Source organism: Streptomyces sp. NPDC127119, from assembly GCF_042677425.1.
Lineage (GTDB): Bacteria > Actinomycetota > Actinomycetes > Streptomycetales > Streptomycetaceae > Streptomyces.
The window spans coordinates 89,994-110,048 of record NZ_JBHXTO010000003.1; the positions used below are offsets into that span (position 1 = coordinate 89,994).

20 protein-coding genes are annotated in these 20,055 nt (G+C 68.6%); 6 read left to right on the forward strand and 14 right to left on the reverse strand.

Features of this window, described 5'->3' with window-relative positions; genetic code table 11:
* Positions 1–76 precede the first annotated feature (76 nt).
* Positions 77–1,291: an amidohydrolase family protein gene (locus tag ACFVH5_RS02455; RefSeq protein WP_385831576.1), complete on the forward strand. Its 1,215-nt coding sequence runs from the start codon at positions 77–79 to the stop codon at positions 1,289–1,291.
* A 144-nt stretch (positions 1,292–1,435) separates the two neighbouring features.
* On the opposite strand, the gene ACFVH5_RS02460 is transcribed toward ACFVH5_RS02455, so the two are convergent.
* Positions 1,436–1,906, reverse strand: a complete 471-nt coding sequence (locus ACFVH5_RS02460; protein ID WP_385831421.1) for a GNAT family N-acetyltransferase — start codon at positions 1,904–1,906, stop codon at positions 1,436–1,438.
* Positions 1,907–2,311: 405 nt separating this feature from the next.
* Here ACFVH5_RS02460 and ACFVH5_RS02465 point away from each other — a divergent pair, with 405 nt between their 5' ends.
* Entirely contained in the window at positions 2,312–2,851 is a 540-nt protein-coding gene (locus ACFVH5_RS02465) for a hypothetical protein (RefSeq protein WP_385831423.1), read from the forward strand.
* A gap of 213 nt (positions 2,852–3,064) precedes the next feature.
* On the opposite strand, the gene ACFVH5_RS02470 is transcribed toward ACFVH5_RS02465, so the two are convergent.
* The gene (locus ACFVH5_RS02470; RefSeq protein ID WP_385831424.1) at positions 3,065–3,187 is read right to left on the reverse strand and encodes a hypothetical protein; all 123 of its coding nucleotides are present in this window, start codon (positions 3,185–3,187) and stop codon (positions 3,065–3,067) included.
* Between the two features lie 52 nt (positions 3,188–3,239).
* Positions 3,240–4,418 (reverse strand): serine hydrolase domain-containing protein, encoded by a 1,179-nt coding sequence (locus tag ACFVH5_RS02475; protein WP_385831426.1) that lies wholly within the window; start codon positions 4,416–4,418, stop codon positions 3,240–3,242.
* Positions 4,419–4,548: 130 nt separating this feature from the next.
* Here ACFVH5_RS02475 and ACFVH5_RS02480 point away from each other — a divergent pair, with 130 nt between their 5' ends.
* The gene (locus tag ACFVH5_RS02480; protein WP_385831427.1) at positions 4,549–5,049 is read left to right on the forward strand and encodes a hypothetical protein; all 501 of its coding nucleotides are present in this window, start codon (positions 4,549–4,551) and stop codon (positions 5,047–5,049) included.
* Between the two features lie 126 nt (positions 5,050–5,175).
* Here ACFVH5_RS02480 and ACFVH5_RS02485 read toward each other — a convergent pair whose 3' ends face one another.
* Positions 5,176–5,547 carry a winged helix-turn-helix transcriptional regulator gene (locus tag ACFVH5_RS02485; protein WP_385831428.1) on the reverse strand — a complete coding sequence of 124 codons (372 nt, stop codon included), beginning with the start codon at positions 5,545–5,547 and terminating at the stop codon, positions 5,176–5,178.
* Positions 5,548–5,624: 77 nt separating this feature from the next.
* Between ACFVH5_RS02485 and ACFVH5_RS02490 the strand changes: the two genes are divergently transcribed.
* The 3 genes from ACFVH5_RS02490 (at position 5,625) to ACFVH5_RS02500 (ending at position 8,014) form a co-directional block, all read left to right on the forward strand.
* Positions 5,625–6,035, forward strand: coding sequence for a RidA family protein (locus ACFVH5_RS02490; protein ID WP_385831430.1), 411 nt, complete (start codon positions 5,625–5,627; stop codon positions 6,033–6,035).
* Between the two features lie 143 nt (positions 6,036–6,178).
* Entirely contained in the window at positions 6,179–7,000 is an 822-nt protein-coding gene (locus ACFVH5_RS02495) for an APH(3'') family aminoglycoside O-phosphotransferase (RefSeq protein WP_385831432.1), read from the forward strand.
* Positions 7,001–7,333: 333 nt separating this feature from the next.
* Positions 7,334–8,014, forward strand: coding sequence for a hypothetical protein (locus tag ACFVH5_RS02500; protein WP_385831579.1), 681 nt, complete (start codon positions 7,334–7,336; stop codon positions 8,012–8,014).
* 95 nt (positions 8,015–8,109) lie between these two features.
* Here ACFVH5_RS02500 and ACFVH5_RS02505 read toward each other — a convergent pair whose 3' ends face one another.
* The 10 genes from ACFVH5_RS02505 to ACFVH5_RS02550 form a co-directional block, all read right to left on the reverse strand.
* Positions 8,110–9,723: a nucleoside hydrolase-like domain-containing protein gene (locus ACFVH5_RS02505; protein WP_385831434.1), complete on the reverse strand. Its 1,614-nt coding sequence runs from the start codon at positions 9,721–9,723 to the stop codon at positions 8,110–8,112.
* A gap of 304 nt (positions 9,724–10,027) precedes the next feature.
* Positions 10,028–10,996: a sugar-binding transcriptional regulator gene (locus tag ACFVH5_RS02510; protein WP_384797995.1), complete on the reverse strand. Its 969-nt coding sequence runs from the start codon at positions 10,994–10,996 to the stop codon at positions 10,028–10,030.
* 115 nt (positions 10,997–11,111) lie between these two features.
* Positions 11,112–12,104, reverse strand: coding sequence for a D-ribose ABC transporter substrate-binding protein (locus tag ACFVH5_RS02515; protein WP_385831436.1), 993 nt, complete (start codon positions 12,102–12,104; stop codon positions 11,112–11,114).
* Between the two features lie 97 nt (positions 12,105–12,201).
* Positions 12,202–13,407, reverse strand: coding sequence for an ABC transporter permease (locus tag ACFVH5_RS02520; protein ID WP_385831437.1), 1,206 nt, complete (start codon positions 13,405–13,407; stop codon positions 12,202–12,204).
* A complete protein-coding gene (locus tag ACFVH5_RS02525; RefSeq protein ID WP_385831439.1) occupies positions 13,400–14,959 on the reverse strand; it encodes a sugar ABC transporter ATP-binding protein in 1,560 nt (519 codons plus the stop codon). The genes ACFVH5_RS02520 and ACFVH5_RS02525 overlap by 8 nt, the downstream gene beginning before the upstream one ends.
* Positions 14,956–15,630 (reverse strand): DUF2291 family protein, encoded by a 675-nt coding sequence (locus ACFVH5_RS02530; RefSeq protein ID WP_385831441.1) that lies wholly within the window; start codon positions 15,628–15,630, stop codon positions 14,956–14,958. Before ACFVH5_RS02530 ends, ACFVH5_RS02525 begins: the two co-directional genes overlap by 4 nt.
* Positions 15,627–17,096 (reverse strand): FGGY family carbohydrate kinase, encoded by a 1,470-nt coding sequence (locus ACFVH5_RS02535; protein ID WP_385831442.1) that lies wholly within the window; start codon positions 17,094–17,096, stop codon positions 15,627–15,629. The genes ACFVH5_RS02530 and ACFVH5_RS02535 overlap by 4 nt, the downstream gene beginning before the upstream one ends.
* On the reverse strand, positions 17,096–18,049 hold the full coding sequence (locus ACFVH5_RS02540; protein WP_385831444.1) for a transketolase family protein: 954 nt from the start codon (positions 18,047–18,049) through the stop codon (positions 17,096–17,098). Before ACFVH5_RS02540 ends, ACFVH5_RS02535 begins: the two co-directional genes overlap by 1 nt.
* Entirely contained in the window at positions 18,046–18,954 is a 909-nt protein-coding gene (locus tag ACFVH5_RS02545) for a transketolase (protein ID WP_385831446.1), read from the reverse strand. The genes ACFVH5_RS02540 and ACFVH5_RS02545 overlap by 4 nt, the downstream gene beginning before the upstream one ends.
* Positions 18,951–19,988 carry a sugar phosphate isomerase/epimerase family protein gene (locus tag ACFVH5_RS02550; RefSeq protein ID WP_385831447.1) on the reverse strand — a complete coding sequence of 346 codons (1,038 nt, stop codon included), beginning with the start codon at positions 19,986–19,988 and terminating at the stop codon, positions 18,951–18,953. The genes ACFVH5_RS02545 and ACFVH5_RS02550 overlap by 4 nt, the downstream gene beginning before the upstream one ends.
* Positions 19,989–20,055 lie beyond the last annotated feature (67 nt).

Consider the following 20,055-nt stretch of genomic DNA (forward strand, 5'->3'; position numbering starts at 1 on the left):
ATTTGCATACCGTTCTATAAGTGCATAGCATTAGGTATGTAAATACCGAACGAGCTAGGAAATGAGGCGGACCGCCATGGCGCTCACCGCGATCACAGGCGCGCAGATCTTCGACGGGGAGAAGACGGTCGGCGTGCAGACCGTGGTCATCGATGACGGGAGGATCGCCCGCGTCGGTGGCGACGCTCCGCAGGGCAGCGAGATCGTCGACGGCAGCGGCGCCACACTGCTGCCGGGACTCATCGACGCCCACGTCCACTCCGCTCCGGGTTCCCTGGCGCTCGCCCTGCGGTTCGGGGTGACGACCGAGGTGGAGATGCAGGGGATGAACACCCGGGAGAACCGGGGGGCCATCACCGATGACGACACGCAGGCCGACGTGCGCTCCTCCGGCTTCGCCATCACACCGCCCGGCGGACACCCGAGCGAGCTGATGCCCGAAGGGTTCCGGCCCAAGTGGGAGCTTCCCCCGGTGATGCCGCTGATGCCGTTCTCCACCACGCCCGAGGAGGCCGCCGCCTTCGTGCCGCAGCTCCTCGCCCGGGGTTCCGACTTCATCAAGTTCATGATCGACGACGGCAGCGTGGAGGGACACCCCGGGCTGCCCTCGCTCGACCAGGCCACCGTGAACGCCGGTGTCGCCGAAGCCAAGAAGTACGGCGCCCTGACCGTGGCCCACGCGCTGACCGTGGAGGCCACCAGGATGGCCGCCGAAGCCGGCATCGACGGCGTCACCCATGTGTTCATGGACGCGCCGCACACCGCCGAGATCATCGACCTGATCAAGGACGCGGGCATGTTCGTCATCCCGTGCATCACCCTCAACGCCTCGATGATGGGGATCACCGGCAGCGAACTCGCCGACGACCCCCGGGTCGCCGCACGCCTCGACAGCAAGTGGGACGAGACCCTGCGTTCCAGCTACAACCGCTTCCCGCAGGGCAAGCTCGACGACGTGTACGACACCGTGCGCGCGCTGGATGCCGCCGGTGTCGACGTGCTGGCCGGTACCGACGTGTCCATGCCCGAGACGTTCTTCGGGGGCCTGGCGCACGGAGCGAGCCTGCACCACGAACTGCAGTATCTGGTGGCGGCCGGCCTCACACCCGCACGGGCCCTGCGTGCGGCGACGGCGACCACGGCCCGCCGCTTCCGCCTCGGCGACCGGGGCCGTATCGCCGAGGGGCTCCGGGCCGACCTCCTGCTGGTCGACGGCGACCCGACCGGCAACATCAGCGACACCCTCAACACCCGTGCCGTCTGGCGCCGCGGCACCCGCCTGGCGGCATGACCGAGGTCTCTCCCGCTGAGGCCGGCCTGGCACTGGGCTCATCGCGCCCGACTGCGGTAACTCGTAGGGGAGTTGCCGTGTCGGAAGAGTCGGAAGAGTCGGAAGAGTCGGAAGAGAGCGCAGCGCCTGCCTGAAGCGACTTGCTCAGCTCAGTGTCAGGTGTACGAGATCGATTTCCTGGCCCCGGGCCCGCGCGAAAGGCCGGCTTCGGCCTGTCGCGGCGAACCCGGACTTCTCCAGTACACGGAGGGAACCGGCATTGTCAGCGGCTGCGTCGGCATACAGCGGCCGGGTGTCCTCAAGCTTGAGCAACTCGGCGAGCGCTCGGGAGGCGACGCCCCGGCCCCAGTGAGATCGCCCGACGACGTAGGTGACCTCCCGCTCGGAGGGAGAACCGAACACGGCGGCATGCCCTGCTACGGCGCCGTCGGCGAGAATGGTCCGCAAGAGCACGGAGGTATCGGACCGCACCTTGGCCCAGTGCTGGTCGAAGTGGCCGCGGTCGTAGTGGTACTTCCTGGTCACAGCCGCCATGTGCTGCAGTTCGGGATCCGTCAACTGCGCCCAGAAGAAGGGCAGATCACTGTCCTGAAGCTCACGCAGGGATATCTCCATGGCCGCGGTGTCATCCTTCGCGAGATCGCCGCCGAAGTGGTCGGCTCAGCCTACGGCCGACTGCGTATCCCGGCACCGCCTTTACGACTTCGTACACGGCGGGCCGTGGCTCGGTTCCAGGGTGGCTTGTCGAACTGGGCATGAGGGGGCTGAAGTGCGTGAGGTGGTCCTGGCGGAGTATGGGGCGCCGGGCCGTCGGTGGCTGTGACCGATGAACTCGTTCCTGGGGTGGGAGTGTTTTTGCACAAGCAGCGTCGGGCATGTCTGGTGGCGCCCGGGTGTGGCGGCGGGCAGCAGGAGCGCGGTAGATCATAGATGTGCTCGACGCAGGCCCGGTTCGTCTTGGACAATCCCCAAGCTGCGCTGATCAGGGCAGTCCACAGTGAGCAAGACCCGGGGGAATCCGTGCACCGACCGCTGCTGTTCCTCGATGTGGACGGGCCGCTCAACCCGTACGCAGCCCAGCGGGAGAGGCGTCCTGTCGGTTACACCACACTCAGAGTCCCTCGTAACGACGCCCATGAGGACGACAGGGGCCTGTTTTCCCGACGGCGCCCCCTGCGTGTCTGGCTCAACCCAGAGCACGGACGAATCCTGCTCCAGTTGGGCTTCGAGCTGTGCTGGGCCACCACATGGATGGACGAGGCCAACCGGTGGATCGCACCGGTCCTCGGCCTTCCGGAACTTCCCTTCGTCGCCTTCGGTGACGTCCTGCTCCAAGAACGCCCTGATGGAGTCCACTGGAAGACCGGGCCGCTGGTGGACTACGCGGGCGGCCGTCCTTTCGCCTGGGTGGACGACGAGCAGAGCGAACTGGACCAGACGTACGTGACCGCCCACCATCCGGGGCTCGGGCTCCTTCACCACGTCAACCCGCGGATCGGCCTACGGGAGAACGACTTCCACATGCTTGCCGACTTCGCGAGTTCCCTGGAGATCTCGTGAACCAGCGGCTGAGCACCACGCCAGCGCTTTAGCCCTGCGGCTGGGTAGGGGGAGATCCCCGGCCCGGTAGTGAGGTCGGTCGGCTCACCCCGTCCCGCCCTTGCGATGCGGACTCGCCGCCAGTCCGGATCATCGTCCCGAATGGGGAGAAGATCCCGCCAGCGTGTGGACTGACGGGCCCTCATGCGGGATCGAACCAGCAGTGAGTGTTGTTTACGGTTGGCCGGGTGGTTGGCCGCAGCAGGCGATGGTCTCGGGCTGGGTGGTGCTGACGAGTGGTGCTACGGCGAGCACGGCCGTCAGTGCCACGAGCAAGCTGATCACGGCTTTGCGCATTGTTTCCTCCTGTAGGTGACGGGGTCAGGTGCCGCTTGAAGCGGTTGCTGGTTCAGCGGTCTTCGGCTCGGACGCGGTCGGCGATTCCCTGTGTCAGGTCCTCCGCCTGGTCCTCCAGGTTCCATTTGCCGTCCTGGTAGGCGTGGTTGCTGACCCAGAAGACCAGGACGCCGTCGTGCAGCGACCTTGCGAGGTACGCCAGCGACCAGTCGTTGCCGCCGTTGTGCCAGACGGTCCGGCCGGTGGGGGTTTCGCGGACGGCCCAGCCGTATCCGTACGAGCCGTCCAGGCCGGGCACCCTGACGTGTGGCGCGAAGAGCTTCCGCCTGGCCTGCTCCGGCAGCACCTCGTTGCCCGAGAGGGCCCGGTGCCACCGGAACATGTCCTCGGCGGTGGAGAGCATGCCGCCGTTGCCCCGCAGGTGCCAGTACGGCCCGTCGGCGGCCCAGGGATGGTCGATGGGTCTGCCCTGGCTGCGCCCCTCGCTGTCGTACTCCACCGCGACCAGGTGCCGCGGCCACCGGGGCAGGACGTATCCGGTGCGTTCCATACCGGCCGGGGCGAACAGGTGCCGGGCCAGGAACGGCTCGTACCCCTCCCCGGACGCCTTCTCGACGATCGCGGCGAGCAGGCTGTATCCGGTGTTCGAGTAGTGGAACTCCTTCCCTGGGGCCGATTGCGGTTTCGATGCCAGTGCCTGTCGCACCAGTTCGTCGCGTGCGACGGGGTGGTAGTCGTCGCCGAGCGCCTCCACGAGACCCGAGGTGTGTGTGAGCAGCTGGTCGATCGTGATGTCCCGCTTGCCCTCGGGCACCGGCCCCAGGAAGCGGCTGATCCGGTCGCTCACCCGCAGCCGCCCCATCACCTCCAACTTCAGGATCGCGGCGGCGGTGAACTGTTTCGTGATCGACATGACGTCGTACACGGTGCGGCAGCTCGCGGGAGTGCCGGAGGCGCGGTCCGCAGCCCCGAATCCTCCGCAGTACGTGAGTTCGTCGCCGCGCGCGGCGATCACTGTGCCGCCCGCCCCGACAGGCAGGGCACGGTGGAGGAAGTCGGCGACCGACTCTTCGCCGCGCACCTTCGGGCCGGCCGCGGCGGACCCGACGGCCGGCCGCGGGGCATCACCCTCCTCGGAGCACGCGCCCAGCGTCAGCAGGACCGCCAGGGCGGTGACGGCGGTGGCGCCGGTGGCGGCGGCACGGGTGCGACGGCAGCGGAGCAGACCCATAGGACGTATGACCTCCAACATCGGGAATCCGCACCGAGGTTGACGGTCGTTACTGACGTTCTTCAAGCTGTGAGGGTGTTCGAGCTTGTGCGAGCCCGTGTACGTCCAGCTCATCAGGGGGACCAGCGTCATGACCACCGCACCGCCCACACCGCCGGACACCGACGCGGCCGCCTTCGTGGCTGCGCTGCGACGGCTCAAAGTCTGGTCAGGTCTGAGTTACCGCCGACTGCAACGCCACGCGGCTGACGCGGGCCACTGTCTGCCGTACTCCACGGCGGCGACCATGCTCGGCAGGGAACGGCTGCCCCGCGAGGAACTCGTCGCGGCGTTCGTGGCGGCCTGCGGAATCCGGGGCGAGGAGGCGGAGGCATGGCTGGACGCCCGCACCGACATCGCGTGCGGCCCCGCACCCGCACCCGCACCCGCACCCGCCACGCTGGTGGACGCCGGGCCCATGAACATCGCACCCCCGGCCACCGCACCGACGCGTACCAGGCCCTGGCGGACGCGGTGGGCACTCGCCGGCGCGGCGGCACTCGTCACCGCGCTCCTCGGCGGGGCGACGGCGTCCGGCGTCTTCACGGTCGACGAAGAAGTGGTGCAGACGCCGACGTCAGTACGCCTGTGAAGTACGCCTGTGACGCGGCACGGGCGAACCGGCCTCTCGGCTTCTTCGAGGGCGTACGGAACCATCCGGCCGAGTTTCGTCCGCTTTCGGATTCGACGCCGCTGACACCGTCCGCGCACGGTCCTCTCAGAGGCCGGATTCCTCCCGTGTGTCGAAGTCTCCGCGTGCTCGTTCGATGGCGGGCATGTTCTGTGACGCCCATGCCAGCAGTACGTCGATGGGGGGCCGAAGTGTCTTGCCGAGGGGCGTGATCCGGTACATGACCGCCACGGGGCGGGTGGAGACGACCTCGCGCTCGATCACGCCGTTGCGTTCCAGCCGCCGGAGCGTCGCGGTGAGCGACTTCTGCGTGACCTGGGGGATGGCCCGGCGCAGTTCGTTGAAGCGGCACGGGCGTTCGCAGAGTTCGTTGAGGACGCTCAGCGACCACTTGTCGAGGATCTGATCGAGCAGTTCGCGGTGCGGGGCCTCGATACGGAGTTCGTCGTCGGTATCCATGGCGAAACCTGGTCTCGTTGAAGTGTCCTTCTCCTACTAGGTAGCTTACAGATACTTACTCTGGAGGAGAGAAGACCATGACTGTTCAGTACTTCACGCCGGAAGGCATGCTGCAGCCGACCCCGTATCACCACGTCGCCGTGGGTACCGGCACGAGGCACATCCATGTCAGTGGGCAGATCGCGCGCCATGCCGACGGCACTCCGGTCGCACCCGGCGATCTGGCCGGGCAGGTCGCGCAGGCGCTGCGCAACACCTCCGTCGGGCTGACAGGCGCGGGCGCGTCGTTCACGGACGTGCTTCGCCTGACGTTCTACGTGACCCAGTGGAGCCCGGACAAGATCGGCGATTTCATGGCCGGTGTGGAGGCTGTCGCCGAGGAGATCGGGCTCCGGGTTCCCCTGCCCCCGGCCTCCCTCATCGGTGTCGACTACCTCTTCGAGCCGGATGTTCTCGTCGAGGTCGAGGCAACCGCAATCCTTGAGTGATCGTCGAGGGGATGCTGTTCAACGACTCCGTTCAGTGGTGCCTTGACGCGGTCGCGTGAAGGGGGCGGACGTGGTTCCTACGTGTGTGCGCTCGCTGTCCATACGGCGCGGAGCCGCTGGGCGGGCTGACTAGAGTGGCAGCCATGAGTGATCGCCGCAGAGCTCAGACCATGTCGCCGGTGCTGTTCGGCGTGGATGACGGCGGCTGGTTGCCTGTCACCGCGGGCGAGTCGGGAGCAACTGTCTTTCGCAGCGCGGACGCCACCCGGTATGCCAAGTGCGTGCCTGCTGCGGATGCGGCCGACCTGGAAGCCGAGCGTGACCGGAGCACATGGCTGAGCGATCAGGGTGTGCCTGGTCCCCGCGTGCTCGACTGGCGGTCTGGTGACGGTGGTGTCTGTCTCGTGACGAGTGCTGTCTCCGGCGTACCCGCTGATCAGGTGCCCGCTGAGGACCTGCGGGTCGCCTGGGAACGTATCGCGGACGCGGTCCGCCGACTGCACGAGACACCTGTGTCCCAGTGTCCCTTTCGCTGGGGCCTGGATGTCATGGTCGACGTGGCGCGCGACGTCGTGGCGCGTGATGCCGTCAACCCCGAGTTCCTCCCCGTCGACCAGCAACAGACGTCCACCGCTGAGCTGTTGGACCGCGTCACCCGGCAGGTCCCACGCCGAAGGGAGCAGGAAGCTGCCGACATGGTCGTCTGCCACGGGGACTTGTGTCTGCCCAACATCATCCTCGATCCGCAGACCCTGGACGTGGCAGGCTTCATCGACTTGGGTCGCCTCGGACTGGCAGACCGCTACGTCGACTTGGCGCTGCTCCTCGCCAACGCGCGAGAAACGTGGGCGGACGAGGAGCAGGCCCGGGGCGCGGATATGGCCTTCGCCGAGAGGTACGGCATCGCCCTCGACCACGACCGCCTGCGGTTCTACCTTCATCTCGACCCGCTCACCTGGGGCTGATCGACTTCCTGGGGGTCATCGGACGGACCGGAGCAAGGCGTCTCCGATGTGGAGTCCAGCCAGGCAGATCGTCTTGCTCTTCTCGTGGCCGATGGCTGATCCCTGCCCGGTCGATGACCCCTGCCTCGTCGATGAACCCTGCCCGGTCTACGAACGCGGCGGCAGGTTTCTTGTGTCTTTTCCTGCCGTCGTGAGGCAACTCGACGCCGTTTTATGGAACCGATTCGTTGATACGGGACCTGGACATTCTCGGGATCAACTGAAGATCGGCCCGGCCCTAGTGTCGGTGGTGTCAGCAGGAAGCACCGCAACCGACAGCCGTTGGAGATCATGATGCGCTCGCGTCTCGCCGCCCGTTCCACCCGTCTCGTCCTGGCCGCCGCGGCCGTGACGGCGCTCGCCGCCACGACTGCGTGTGAGCCGGAGGACTCTGGGGACGCCGGCAGCTCCGCGGCCCCTTCCTCCGGCGGGGGGAGCGAGACGCCCTCCGTCGACAGCCCGTCGATCGGCGCCAGCACCCCTGCCGGAGGCTCCAGCAGCGGTGGCTCCGACGACAAGGGCGACAAGGGTGACTCGGGCAGCGGCGACAAGTCCGGCTACGGGCAGTCCTGTGGTACCAACGACCTGGACTTCACGGTCGCCTGGAAGTCCGATCCCGATGTGGACGGCTATTACCAGATCACGGCCAAAGCCAAGTCCGGCATCACCTGCTACCTGGACGTCAACACCCCCAGCGTGTCGTTCGGTTCCGGCCGCGACGGCGTCGCCTCCCCGGTCGGGCAGGGTGGCGAGGACCCGATCAAGCTCACCGGCTCCGCCGTCGCGTACACCGGCGTCGATGCCAAGACCACCGACGGTGACGCCGGCACACAGTTCGAGAACATCATCATCGCGGTCACCGAGGACGACCCCGACCCCGCCGAACTCGAACTCCCGGACACGGCCACCGTGGACAAGCCCATCGTCACCAACTGGTCCACCCAGCGCAACGAGACCGTCCCTCGCATCATCTGAGGGCGACCGGGGCGCCACGGCTGCTGAACCGCCGGCGCCCCTGGCATCAAGTGCACGCTGTGTGAACCTGCTTGGAAGTCTGCACGGCGGCCGGGTCAGGTGACGGTGATGACGACTCTCTGATAGCTCGTCAGGGCCGGTGTGCCGTTGTCCTTGGCCTCGACGATGAGATGAATGGTCTGCCCGGGCCGGGCGTCCGCGGGAATGTCTACTCGCACCGCACCGGTCTTCGTGTGCCTGATGCCGACGGTGCCCGGATAGGTTCCGGCTTCCCGGTACTGCCACCATGTGCGGGTGACGGTGTCGCCGTCGGGGTCCGCGGTCCGGGACGTGAGCTCGACCGTCCGGCCGGCGCGGCGGCTGATGTCCAAGCCCTGGGGCACGCGGACGCGGGGAGCGTGGTTCGCGTCGGCGAACTTGCTGACACTCCAGTCGAGCCGGGCGGCGAAGTCGTTCTGGATGGCGGAGAACCAGCGCGCGGCGGCGTAGTCGCGGGGAGTGGCGCCCGTCGCGTCGGCGTCCCGTGCGTTCTGGTTGGACCACCGGTGGGGGTCGTCGGGGTCGACGACCTGTCGGCCGCCCCAGCCGCCCCAACCGGGGTGCTGATAACTGCGCAGCCCGTTGTCGACGAGGAGCGCGAAGTTGGAGGAGTCTCCTTCGGAGATCCACGATCCCTTCGGTTGCGGCGGTGTCCAGACCAGATACCCCATCGCTCTCAGTTCCTCGGCCGTGTAGCCGGACAGGCCGAAGTAGTCCTCGTCGTCGAAGCCGGCTGCCATCTGCTTGCCGTCGCCCCAGACACGGTAGGAGGCGCCGATCGGCCCCGTGCCGGAGACGTTGGCCCGGGTCCAGTCGGCGGAGTGGTAGACCGTGTCCTCGGGGCGGACGACGCCGCGGGAACCGTAACCCCAGACGGATGTGGCCACTTCGCGGTTCTGGATGTCCGGCCAGTTGGGCTTGATGTAGTCCTCGAACGTGGAGTCCTGCTGACCGAAGCTGGTGATGACCGCCTTGTTCACGATCTTCTTGTAGATCGCGCGCCATCGTGGTGTGCCCTGGTACTGGTCCTGGATCGACTTGAGGGCCCGGGCGATGGTGTTGGGTCCGCCCCATGCCTGGAGGAACACCTGCCCTGGCTTGTCGTCGAGCAGGACCTTCCTGATGAGGTCCGAGCCTTTGGTGTCCGCGGCCATGTCGCCCTCGTCGGTGATGTTGCCCGTCGCGATGAGCGACCGCAGCCGGGAGGGCGAGGGGTAACGCGGGTCGTGGCGGACCAGGTTCCCGTACACCTTGGCGTAGGCGTCGACGGCCTCGTCGATGTGCAGCCGGGCACCGGGCGCGGGCCAGCGGTGCGGCTCCAGGCCGCGGCTCGCGTCGCCCTGGTAGTGGTGCTGGCTGGACGAGTAGACCAGGCCGGCGATGTCGATCTCGTTGCTGTACAGCAGCATGCGCAGCAGCGAGTTCAGGTCGTCCAGTTCCGGGTCGGTCGTCACGATCGTGCGGGGTGCGGCGGCCGACGGCGTCTTGGTGTGGCTGCTGGTGTGTGTCTGCCAGTACTTGTCCGTCGCGGGAGTGCCGCCGCCCGTCGCCGAGCCGGGTTGCGTCATCGGCACGGTGAGCCCGAGAACGGCCGTGCTCACGACGAGCATGCGGGCGAGGCGGGTGGATCTGGGGGAGTGCGTGGTGCTGATCGGGACGTGGAGTGTCATCGGTTGCCTCCATGTGTCGGTCGCTGGATCGGTCGCTGTAGGCGAGCGGGGCAACGCGCTGCCGGCGGATCGGAGATCTTGTTACGGGACGGCGGATCGACTGCTTGCGCTCGGTTCGCCGTCGCCGTCGCCGTCGCTGTCTCTGTCGCCGACCGGCGAGGCCGTTGCCCGTGGGTGAAATCGGCTTGTGGGTTGCGGAGTTGACGACGCATCCGGCCCGTTCGTACCCAGGTCGGGTTCATGCGTCTACATGTCTACGCGCCTGCGCGTCTATGTATCTCTGCGTTCATGCGTTGCGCGGTGATCAGTCGTTCAGCAGCTCTCGGGCGACGTCGATGTCGGTGACCAGGATGTTGATCCACCTGCCGCGGACCGCACCGCGGATCGCCGCCACCTTGTCCATTCCGCCCGCCACCGCGATGCGGCGTTCCACGGCGCGGAGCTGGTCCGGTTCGATGCCGATGAGGCGGTCGTTGAAGGGGGCGTCGACGGAGTTACCGTCGGCGTCGAAGTACCGGGCGCAGACGTCGCCCACCGCTCCGAGTTTCTTGAGTGCCCGCTGGTCCTGGGCCGTGATGGCGTTGCCTGAGCGTCGCAGCAGCGGTGAGGGATCGAGGCTGCCGATGCCCAGCAGGGCCAGGGTGAGACGCGACCACGCCTGCATCACGTCCACCATCGCCGGCTCCTGCGCCAGCAGGACCCTCAGTTCCCTGCTGCCGACCAGGGCGGCGGACGGGGCGAACACCGGTCGTGCGCCGGTCAGTTCGGCAAGTCGGCTCGTCAACCGTGTTGCGTGCAGCTGTACTTCGGGGCTGCCCGAACCGCCGACGATCTGTACGACTTCCTGTGCGCCGGAGGAGGTCCTGGCCCGCATCACCTTCACGGACTCAAGCAGCGTGGCGCTCCAGGAGGAGACGCCGATGACGTCTCCGCCCTTGAGCGTGGCGTCGAGGTAGGTGGCGGTGGCCGCGGCGAGCGCGGGGATGACATCGGCTCCCGACCCCTCGACCTCGACCACCACGGCGTCGCGCAGGCCGTACCGTGCCACGAGGGCTTCTTCGAGCTCCGCGTGCACCCCTTCCGGTGACACGACCACGGTGCGGACCACTCCGCGGTCGACCGCCTCTTTCAGCAGGCGGGAGACGCGGGGCTGCGACATGTTGAGGTGTGCCGCGATCTCGGGCTGGCGTACTCCGCGCTCGTGATACATGCGGGCCACCTTGACCAGCAGCCGCATATGGTCAGGGGTGGGAGTGGACGCTGCCGCCACCATGTCTCCATCCTTGTCGTCCCTGGCGGTCGGGCGCCAGAGCCTGTCACCGCCGCGGAACACCACACCCTATCGTCGGGGTTCCGCCACGGCCGCCCGCGGTGTCGGGTCGCCGGCATCAGAGTTTGGCGAAGACCCCGTACTCGTCGGCGTTCTTCACGGTGATCAGTTCGCAGTCGATGGACTGCTTCTCGGGCTGTCCGGTCTTGCCCGTCTTCACGTACTTGTCGGCCTGCTCGACCGCCCGTTCGGCCCCCAGCGCGGCGGGCTGGAGTGCCGTCGCCCGCATGGTGCCGGCCTTGATCTGGGCGATGGCGTCCGGACTGCCGTCGAAGCCGACGACGACGATGTTCTTGCGCTTGGCCGATTTGATCGCGGCCACCGCGCCGAGGGCCATGGTGTCGTTGCCCGCGATGACACCGCTGATCTTCGGGTTGCGCTGGAGGATGGTCTCCATCTTGCTGAAGGCCTCCTGCTGGTCCCAGTTCGCCGTCTGCTTGGCGACCTGCTTCAGGTCCGGGTACTGAGAGATGACATCGGCGAAGCCCTTGGAGCGGACACTGGCGTTGGTGTCGGACTCCTTGCCGGTCAGCTCGACGTACTCGCCCTTGCCCTTCGTCGCTGTGACGAACTCCTGCGCCGCGAGCTGCGCGCCCTGGGCGTTGTTGGACACGATCTGGGCCTTGGCGATACCGGTCTCGTTGATCTCGCGGTCGATGAGGAAGACGGGGATGCCGGCCTTGGTGGCCTTGCGGACGGGGCCGATCGACGCGTCGGCGCCCGCGTTGTCCAGGATGATCGCCGCGGCCTTGCGGGAGATGGCGGCGTCGATGAGTTCGCTCTGCTTGTTCGGGTCGTCGTCGTGCGAGGCGACGGAGGTCTTGTAGCCGAGGCTCACGGCCTTCTTCTTCGCCGCGTCCGCCTCCGCCTTGAAGAAGGGGTTGTCCGCGGAGGGGGTGATGATGGCGACCAGGTTGCTCTTCGAGCCGCTCTTGGACGAGCTCGTCCCGGACGACGAGTCGTCGGAGCTCCCGCACGCGGTCAGGAGCAGGGCCCCTGCGGCGAGGGCTGCGGTGGTCGTGACGGCGCGATGGGGCTTGCGGTGGAACATTCTGGTCTCCTCACAACGATGTGCGGACTTGCGTCAGTAGAGGTTCGGTACTGCGAGGGGTGGATGAGTAGTGGTGGATGAGGGGGCCGTGCGGACGTCAGTCGTCCGCGGGCCTGCCGGAGTCGCCTCGTGCGGAGCTGCCCGCACCAGCCGAGCCGGGATCGACCGGGCCGCGATCGACCGGCCCGGGATCGGCCGGGCCGGGATCGGTCTTCACGGCGACCGCGGATGCTGCCGCGCGGCGGCGCTGGAAGCGCTGCTGGCTCTGGTCGAGGATGACGGCGATGATGATGACGGCGCCCTTGATGAGCATCTGCCAGAACGTCGAGACGCCGAGGATGACGAGTCCGTCGGCGAGGAAGCCGATGACGAAGGCTCCGACGAGGGTGCCGCGTACGTTGCCCCGGCCGCCGGAGAGCGCGGCGCCGCCGATGACGACGGCCGCGATGGCGTTGAGTTCGAAGGTCTCGCCGGCCTGTGGTGCGGCGGAGGTGAGTTCCGAGGCGATGATCAGGCCGGACATCGCGGCGCAGGCGCCGGAGATCACGTAGACGAGGAGTTTGACGCGCTTGACGGGGACTCCGCTGAGCTCGGTGGCGCGTTCGTTGCCGCCGGTGGCGTAGAGCCAGCGGCCGAAGGGGGTCGAGCGGAGCAGGACGGCGACGAGTCCCGCCACCACGATCATGATCCAGACCGCCACGGGCAGACCCAGGGGCCGGCCCCCGCCGAGCCAGTCGAAGCCGGTGTTGTGGGTGCCCGGGTCGCCGGCCAGGTCGGGGTAGGTGGTGCCGTCGGAGATGAGCAGGGCGGTGGCGCGGGCCACGTAGAGCATGCCGAGGGTGGCGATGAACGGGGCCACGTTCAGGCGGGTGATGAGGATGCCGTTGACGGTGCCGACCAGGGCGCCGACTCCGATGCACAGGACGATGACGGCCCAGACCTGCGGATAGGCGACCACGTCGAGGATGCTCAGGTGCAGGCCCTGGAGCAGTTCGCCGGCGATCACTCCGGACAGGCCGACGGTCGAGCCGACGGAGAGGTCGATCCCGCCCTTCAGGATGACCAGCAGCATGCCCAGCGCGAGGATCGCGTTGATGGCGACGTGCTTGGTCATCGTGATCACGTTGTCGACGGTGAGGAAGGAGTCCGACAGCAGGCTGAAGACGACGATCAGGACTCCGAGTGCGATGAAGGCACGCAGTTCGAAGATGGAGTCGACCGTCTTGAGGCGTCGTGCCTGGGCAGCCGCGGCGCGACGCTGCTGGAGCACTACCTCGTGGTCCTTGGTCAGGGTGTCACTCATGGTGTGCCTTCTCGGTGGTGTCGGCTCCGTCGGCCAGGCTCATCAGCCGGTCCCGGGTGATCTCTCCGGCTTTCAGGTCGGCGACGAGACGGCCGCGCGCCAGGACCAGGAGCCGGTCGGGCATGTGCAGCGCCTCCTCGGCCTCGGAGGTGGTGAAGAGCACGGCGAGGCCGCGTTCGGCCTGCTGGGCCATCAGTTCGAAGACGTCGGCCTTGGCTCCCACGTCCACGCCGCGGGACGGTTCGTCCAGCAGCAGGACGCGCGGGCCGGTCATCAGCGCCTTCCCGATGACGACCTTCTGCTGGTTCCCGCCGCTGAGCGAGCCGATGGGCGCCCGCGATCCGGGGGTCTTCACCGTCACGTCGGAGATCATCGAGGTCACTGCCTCGTCCTCGGCACGCCGGTTGAGCAGCAGACGGCGTACGAACCTGGTCACGGAGGCCAGTGACAGGTTCTGGCCCACCGTCATGGACTGGACGAGACCGTCTCGCTGGCGGTCCTCGGGGACGAGGGCCAGCCCGTTGCGGATGCGGTCGCGGACGCTGCCGGTGAGCGGTTCGCCGTGCAGGCGCAGTTCGCCCGAGGCGGCGGGCATCCGGCCGGCCAGACACTCCAGCAGTTCGGTACGGCCGCTGCCCATCAGGCCGTAGATGCCGACCATCTCGCCGGCCCGGACGGACATCGACAGGCTGTTCACCGCGAGCCGCCCGGGGACGGACGGGTCGGCGACGGACAGTTCGGTGATCTCCAGCGCGACGGGACCCAGAGTGGCGTTCCGGTCGGGGAAGAGATCGTCCTGGCTGCGGCCCACCATCTTGCGGACGATCCAGGCGAGGTCGATGTCGTGCGCCCTTGCGGTCGCGACCATGGCGCCGTCCCGCAGGACCGCCACCTCGTCGGCGACGGAGAGGGCTTCCTCCAGGTGGTGCGAGATGTACACGATCGCGACGCCCGCGGCCTTGAGCTCGCGGATGACCTGGAAGAGGATCTCCACCTCCGGTGCGCTGAGCGCGGAGGTCGGCTCGTCCATGATCAGCACCCGGGCGTTCTGCAGCAACGCGCGGGCGATCTCGACGAGTTGCTGCTGGCCGAGCCGCAGCTCGCCGACGGAGGTGTCGGGGTCGAGTCCCTCGTCGAGCCGGCCCAGCACCTGGCGTGCCATGGCCCGCTGGGTGGTGCGGTCGAGCAGCGTACCGGCCTGCCGGGTGCGCTCGCGGCCGAGGAAGAGGTTGTCCTGGATGCTCAGGTTGGGGCAGAGGCTCAGTTCCTGGTGGATGATCGAGACGCCGTGGTCGGACGCCTCCCTCGCACTGCCGAACTCCACTGCCCGGCCGTCGAGTTCGATGTGCCCGGTGCTGGGGGACTCGACGGCGCTGAGGATCTTCATCAGGGTCGACTTGCCGGCCCCGTTCTCGCCGAAGAGCACAGTGGTGCGGCCCGCCGGGATGTCCAGCGAAACGCCCTTGAGTGCCTGCGTTCCGCCGTACACCTTGGTGACCTCGGCGGCGCGCAGCACGGGCGCGGCCGGCGCTTCCTTGGCCGTGGAGGTCATGACGCGGCCTCGATCGAGACGGGGGTGAGGGTCAGTACGTCGGCGGTCAGCGGTGTCATGGCGCCGACGACGGTGACCTTCTTGCCGCGGACCGCCGCGGGATCGAAGGCCTTGAGCACCTTGTCCTTCATCGCGGTGTTCAGCGCCGTGGCGGCGTCGGCGTACTCGACCTGGTTGGTGAACTGGCCGAAGGTGATGAAGCCGGCCGCGTCGCGAAGTGCCGTGCCGTTGATGGCCGGGCCGACCTGCACCGAGACGCGGGTCTTGGCCAGACCGGGCACGGTGACCTGCATGAGGCCGTTCTCGGCGGCGCCCGCGGTCCCGGTCAGCGTCACGGCGTAGCTGTACGGTCCGGTGCCCGGCCGGTGCCCGTACTGCTTGCCGGCCGCCTCGGGGTCGGCGGCGATGGCCTTGTACAGGGTGGCGATGTCCACGGCGTTCTTCTCCATCGCGGGGACGACCTTGGGTTCGTACGTGCCGGCGGCGTACTTGGCGGCGTCGAACGCGGGCTTGCCGCTCGCCTTGTCCTCGCTGTCCGAGCGGTAGGTGGTGGTGGCCGCGATGGCGGCGAGCAGGAGCACGAGGGCGATGAGGGAACCGCTGCCCAGGGTGATGCGGCCCCGGAGGTGTGCCGTCTTCCTGCCTGTCTGGGGCAAGTCTGCTGTGGTCATGACGTCCTTTGCTGTCCGCGTGTCCCGAGGTCGCGAGCGGCCGCGACCCGATGACGCCAGCGCGCGACGGTGTCGCCGCGCCGGGCGTCGTCCCAGCCGGCTGTGAAGGTCCGCAGGCCGGCGTCCGCGCGCTGTTCCAGGTCGGCGGTCGTCCACAGGCCGAGTCCCAGGCCCGCCAGGTGCGCGGCACCCGCGGCGGACAGTTCGTGGTGCCGGGTACGGGCCACCGTGACGTCGGAGACGTCGGCCTGCAGTTGCATGAGCGCGTCGCTGCGGCTGAGGCCGCCGTCGGCCACGACCTGGCGCAGACCGGGCAGGGCGGCGAGGACGTCGGCCACCTGAAAGGCGACCGATTCCAGTGCGGCGCGCGCCAGTTGGGCGCGGCCGGTACCCAGCCCGAAACCGGCGAGGACGGGTACGGCGCGGGTGTCCCACCAGGGTGCCCCGATGCCGCCGAAGGCCGGCACGAGGGTCACGTCGCCCGCGTCCGCGTCGGCGGCGAGCCGGACGAGTTCCTCCGCCCCGGTGCCGAGCAGGTCGGCCAGCCAGGTGAGGGTGCGCCCGGTGGAGCGGATGTTGGCCTCGTGCGCGTGGACGGGACGGCCGGTGGACCAGGCGATGGTGCTGCACACATGTTCCGCCGGTTCCGGGGAGTCCGTCACCGTCATGACGGAGGAACCGGTGCCGTAGGTGACCTTCACGGTGCCGGGGCGCCAGCCGGCGTGGGCGAACAGGGCGGCGTGCGAGTCGCCCATGACGGCCAGGAGAGGGGTGCCGTCGGTCAGCGGACAGAGGCCGTGCAGCGTTCCGAACGGCCCGGTGGAGGGCACGACACGGCTCAGTGCGGCACGCGGGATGTCGAAGAGGCCGAGGAGTTCGTCGTCCCAGTCACCGGTGGCGAGGTTGAGCAGCTGGGTCCGGGACGCGTTGCCGATCTCGGTGACCGCCTGCCCGGTGAGCCGGTGGACGAGGTAGGCGTCGACGGTGCCCAGGCGCAGGGTGCCGTCCTTGCTGCGGGCCCGGGAGGGGTCGTGCACGTCGAGCAGGGCGGCCATTTTCAGAGCGGAGAACATCGGGTCGAGGGGGAGACCCGTGCGGCGGCGGATCTCGTCGGCCGCTCCGGCGTCGGTGAGGCGGGCCGCACGTTCTCCTCCGCGCTGGTCCTGCCAGCTGACCAGCGGTGCGACCGGCTCGCCGGTCGCCGCCTCCCAAAGGACGACCGACTCGCGCTGGGTGCTCAGGGCCACGCCGGTCACCGTGCGCGGGTCGATGCCCGTCAGGCAGTCGGCGACGGCGCCGCGCACGCTGCCGAGGAGCGCGGTCGCGTCCTGTTCCACCAGGCCGGGGCCGGGGTGGGACTGGGACAGGGGCGCTTCGGCCCGGCGGACGATGCCACCCGCGGCGTCGAGGAGCAGTGCCTTGGTGGAACTGGTCCCCTGGTCGACGGCGAGAACGTGCGGTCTCATCACACCCGTCCCAGTGCCTCGCGCGCGGCGCCGGCGACTCCGTCGGCTGTCAGCCCGAAGTGTTCGAGCAGGAAGGCCGCACTGCCGGTCGGAGCGAAACTGGGCACACCCAACATGCGTACGGGGACCGGGTTGCTCTCTGCCACGACCTTGGCCACGGCGGCTCCCAGGCCGCCGGAGAGCAGTCCTTCCTCGGCGGTGACGACGGCTCGGGTCTCCCGCGCGGCGGCGACGACGGCGGCTGTGTCGAGGGGTTCGACGAAGGTCATGTTGAGGACGCGGGCGGAGATGTCCTGCTGTGCGAGCAGGTGCGCGGCGTCCAGGGCGCGGGAGACCATGGTGCCCACGGCGATCAGGGTGACGTCGGAACCCTCGCGGAGCTGTACGGCCCGGCCGGCTTCGAAGGGCGCGTCGTCGGGGGTGACGGCGGGCACCTTGAAGCGCGGTACGCGGATGTAGGTGGGTCTGCCCGACGCGGCGGCCCAGCGCACCGCGCTGCGTGTCTGCGCCGGATCGGCCGGCACGATGATGTCCAGACCCGGGATCGCGCGCATCCAGGACAGGTCCTCGATGGAGTGGTGGGTGGGCCCCAGCTCTCCGTAGGCCATGCCCGGGCTCTGGCCGCAGAGCACGACGTGGCGGTGGGTGTAGGCGATGTCGGCCTTGATCTGCTCCAGGGCGCGGCCGGTCAGGAAGGGGGCCGCCGCGGACGCGAAGGGGATGAACCCGGCGTTGGCGAGACCGGCCGACACACCGACCAGGTCCTGCTCGGCGATGCCGACGTTGATGAGACGGGTGGGGAACTCCTCGCGGAACTTGACGAGGTTGCTGGAGCCCACGGAGTCGTTGCAGACCGCCACGATCCGCTCGTCGGCGCGGGCCAGCACGGCGAGTTCGTCGGCGAAGTCGGCGCGGCAGTCGAAGGTGGGTGCCTGTTCGGCCACGGAGGTCATCGGTTCAGCTCCTCCAGCGCGAGACGCACCTGGTCGTCGGTGGGCACCTTGTGATGCCATTCGACGCGGTCCTCCATGAACGACACGCCCTTGCCCTTGGTGGTGTTGGCGATCACCGCGACGGGTCGCCCGGTGGTCGACGGCTCGTACGCCTCCTTGATCGCCCGGTGGTCGTGCCCGTCGATGACGCGGACCTCCCAGCCGAAGCTGGCCCATTTGGCGTCCAGCGGCTCCAGCGACTTGGTGTCCTCGGTGCGCGCGCCCTGCTGCAGCCGGTTGCGGTCGACGACGGCCGTCAGGTTCGCCAGTTCGTAGTGGGCGGCCGTCATGGCGGCTTCCCAGTTGCTGCCTTCCTGCATCTCGCCGTCGCCGAGCACCACGATGGTGCGCCAGGTCTCGCCGCGCAGCTTCGCTCCCAATGCGCATCCGGTGGCCACGGGGAAGCCGTGTCCGAGCGGTCCGCTGTTGGTCTCCACTCCGGGGACCTTGAGCCGGGCCGGGTGGCCGTTGAGCGGCGACAGCGGAGCCATGAACTCGCGCAGCCGGCTGCGCGGGAAGAACCCGCAGGACGCCAGAGTCGAGTACAGGGCAGCGGCGCAGTGGCCCTTGCTGAGGACGAACCGGTCGCGCTGAGGGTGGTCGGCCTGCGTGGGATGCATGCGCAGTGTGCCCCACAGGGCGGTGACCATCAGGTCGGTGACGGAGAGGTCACCTCCCACATGGCCCATGCCGGCCGACTGGATGGTGGTGATGATGTCGCGGCGGATCGACGCCGAGATGTCGGCGAGTTCCGCTGCCGCCTCGGCGGGGGAGGCCGCACGCAGTCGTGCGCTGCGCGGTTCGTAGGCGCGGGCGGCCACCTCGTCGGTCCGCAGAGGGGCGGCGGTCTCCAGGACGGCGCTCATACGGATTCACTCTCGGCGAGGGCGCGGAACAGCGCCCGCTTGGCGATGCGCTGCGCGCCGAGGGCGTCCTGCGCGGCCTGCGCGGCGGCCAGTTCCCCGCGGTCGAGGTAGCCCAGTGCCTGGTGGAAGGCGCGCATCGTACGGATGCCGGTACGGGCCGCCTCGACGGGGTCCTCCCGGAACGGGAACTGGTCGAGCTGCCAGACTCCCTCCCAGCCGGCGTCCTGGAGGGCGAAGAAGAACTCGAAGGTCTCCAGCAGGTGCACGGAGCCGACGACCATGTCGTCGTCCCAGCCGCGGAAGTTGTCGTTGACGTCGATCGCGAAGAGCCGGTCCCGGGCGATGGCCAGCCGGGCGGCCTCGGCGGGAGTCTCTCCGCCGTACAGGGAGTGGCCGAAGTCGAGCAGGACGCCGACGTTGTCCACGCCCATGTCCTGGATGGCGAGCAGGGTTCGTGCGACGGACGAGAAGACCATCCGGTTACGGGGCTCGCGCGGCTTGTACTCGATGGCGAACTTCAGGTCGGGGAAGGACTGGGCGAGTTCGCGCAGTGCGTCGACCGACTTGGTCCACAGGTCGGTGTAGTCGGCCTGGAAGGGATAGTCGTAGCCGTCCTGCCCGGGCCAGATCTTGATGTAGTCCACGCCCAGTTCGCGTCCGACCTCGGCCGACGCGGCGACCAGGTCGATGGCCTGGCGGCGGACGGCGGGGTCGGGGTTGGTGAAGCCTCCCTTGGCGAACTTGCCGGTGTAGAACTCCGGCGTCACGGCGATGGCCCGCAGGTTCTGCTCGGCCAGGGCTTCGCGCACCTCGGCGGTGCTGATGTCGCCCGGCGGGAAGGGCCAGTTCAGGTCGAGGACGGACAGATCGCCGACCGCTCCGGCGAGCTTGATGGCGTCGAGGATGGTGCGTGGTTCGCCGTAGCCGTCCGTGGCGTATCGGTCGACGTAGGTCGCGAAGTGCCAGACACCGGCGCCATAGATCGGTTCGTTCTGACCAGGCTGCTGAATGTCTATGCGTGGTTGAGTCGACATGCAGGTCAAGTTACGAACCCGAGTCAGGCGCGTCAAGACCTGTGCATCGGGTGATTTCCCGCCGGCC

Bases quoted from the DNA above. Each gene is read 5' to 3' on its own strand.
- ACFVH5_RS02500 (WP_385831579.1), top strand. From the start codon at position 7,334: ATGCGCTCGCGTCTCGCCGCCCGTTCCACCCGTCTCGTCCTGGCCGCC.
- ACFVH5_RS02520 (WP_385831437.1), bottom strand. From the start codon at position 13,407: ATGAGTGACACCCTGACCAAGGACCACGAGGTAGTGCTCCAGCAGCGT.
- ACFVH5_RS02470 (WP_385831424.1), bottom strand. From the start codon at position 3,187: ATGCGCAAAGCCGTGATCAGCTTGCTCGTGGCACTGACGGCCGTGCTC.
- ACFVH5_RS02485 (WP_385831428.1), bottom strand. From the start codon at position 5,547: ATGGATACCGACGACGAACTCCGTATCGAGGCCCCGCACCGCGAACTG.
- ACFVH5_RS02455 (WP_385831576.1), top strand. From the start codon at position 77: ATGGCGCTCACCGCGATCACAGGCGCGCAGATCTTCGACGGGGAGAAG.
- ACFVH5_RS02535 (WP_385831442.1), bottom strand. From the start codon at position 17,096: ATGAGACCGCACGTTCTCGCCGTCGACCAGGGGACCAGTTCCACCAAG.
- ACFVH5_RS02495 (WP_385831432.1), top strand. From the start codon at position 6,179: ATGAGTGATCGCCGCAGAGCTCAGACCATGTCGCCGGTGCTGTTCGGC.
- ACFVH5_RS02475 (WP_385831426.1), bottom strand. From the start codon at position 4,418: ATGGGTCTGCTCCGCTGCCGTCGCACCCGTGCCGCCGCCACCGGCGCC.
- ACFVH5_RS02525 (WP_385831439.1), bottom strand. From the start codon at position 14,959: ATGACCTCCACGGCCAAGGAAGCGCCGGCCGCGCCCGTGCTGCGCGCC.
- ACFVH5_RS02490 (WP_385831430.1), top strand. From the start codon at position 5,625: ATGACTGTTCAGTACTTCACGCCGGAAGGCATGCTGCAGCCGACCCCG.
- ACFVH5_RS02480 (WP_385831427.1), top strand. From the start codon at position 4,549: ATGACCACCGCACCGCCCACACCGCCGGACACCGACGCGGCCGCCTTC.
- ACFVH5_RS02545 (WP_385831446.1), bottom strand. From the start codon at position 18,954: ATGAGCGCCGTCCTGGAGACCGCCGCCCCTCTGCGGACCGACGAGGTG.
- ACFVH5_RS02510 (WP_384797995.1), bottom strand. From the start codon at position 10,996: ATGGTGGCGGCAGCGTCCACTCCCACCCCTGACCATATGCGGCTGCTG.
- ACFVH5_RS02515 (WP_385831436.1), bottom strand. From the start codon at position 12,104: ATGTTCCACCGCAAGCCCCATCGCGCCGTCACGACCACCGCAGCCCTC.
- ACFVH5_RS02460 (WP_385831421.1), bottom strand. From the start codon at position 1,906: ATGGAGATATCCCTGCGTGAGCTTCAGGACAGTGATCTGCCCTTCTTC.
- ACFVH5_RS02530 (WP_385831441.1), bottom strand. From the start codon at position 15,630: ATGACCACAGCAGACTTGCCCCAGACAGGCAGGAAGACGGCACACCTC.
- ACFVH5_RS02540 (WP_385831444.1), bottom strand. From the start codon at position 18,049: ATGACCTCCGTGGCCGAACAGGCACCCACCTTCGACTGCCGCGCCGAC.
- ACFVH5_RS02505 (WP_385831434.1), bottom strand. From the start codon at position 9,723: ATGACACTCCACGTCCCGATCAGCACCACGCACTCCCCCAGATCCACC.
- ACFVH5_RS02550 (WP_385831447.1), bottom strand. From the start codon at position 19,988: ATGTCGACTCAACCACGCATAGACATTCAGCAGCCTGGTCAGAACGAA.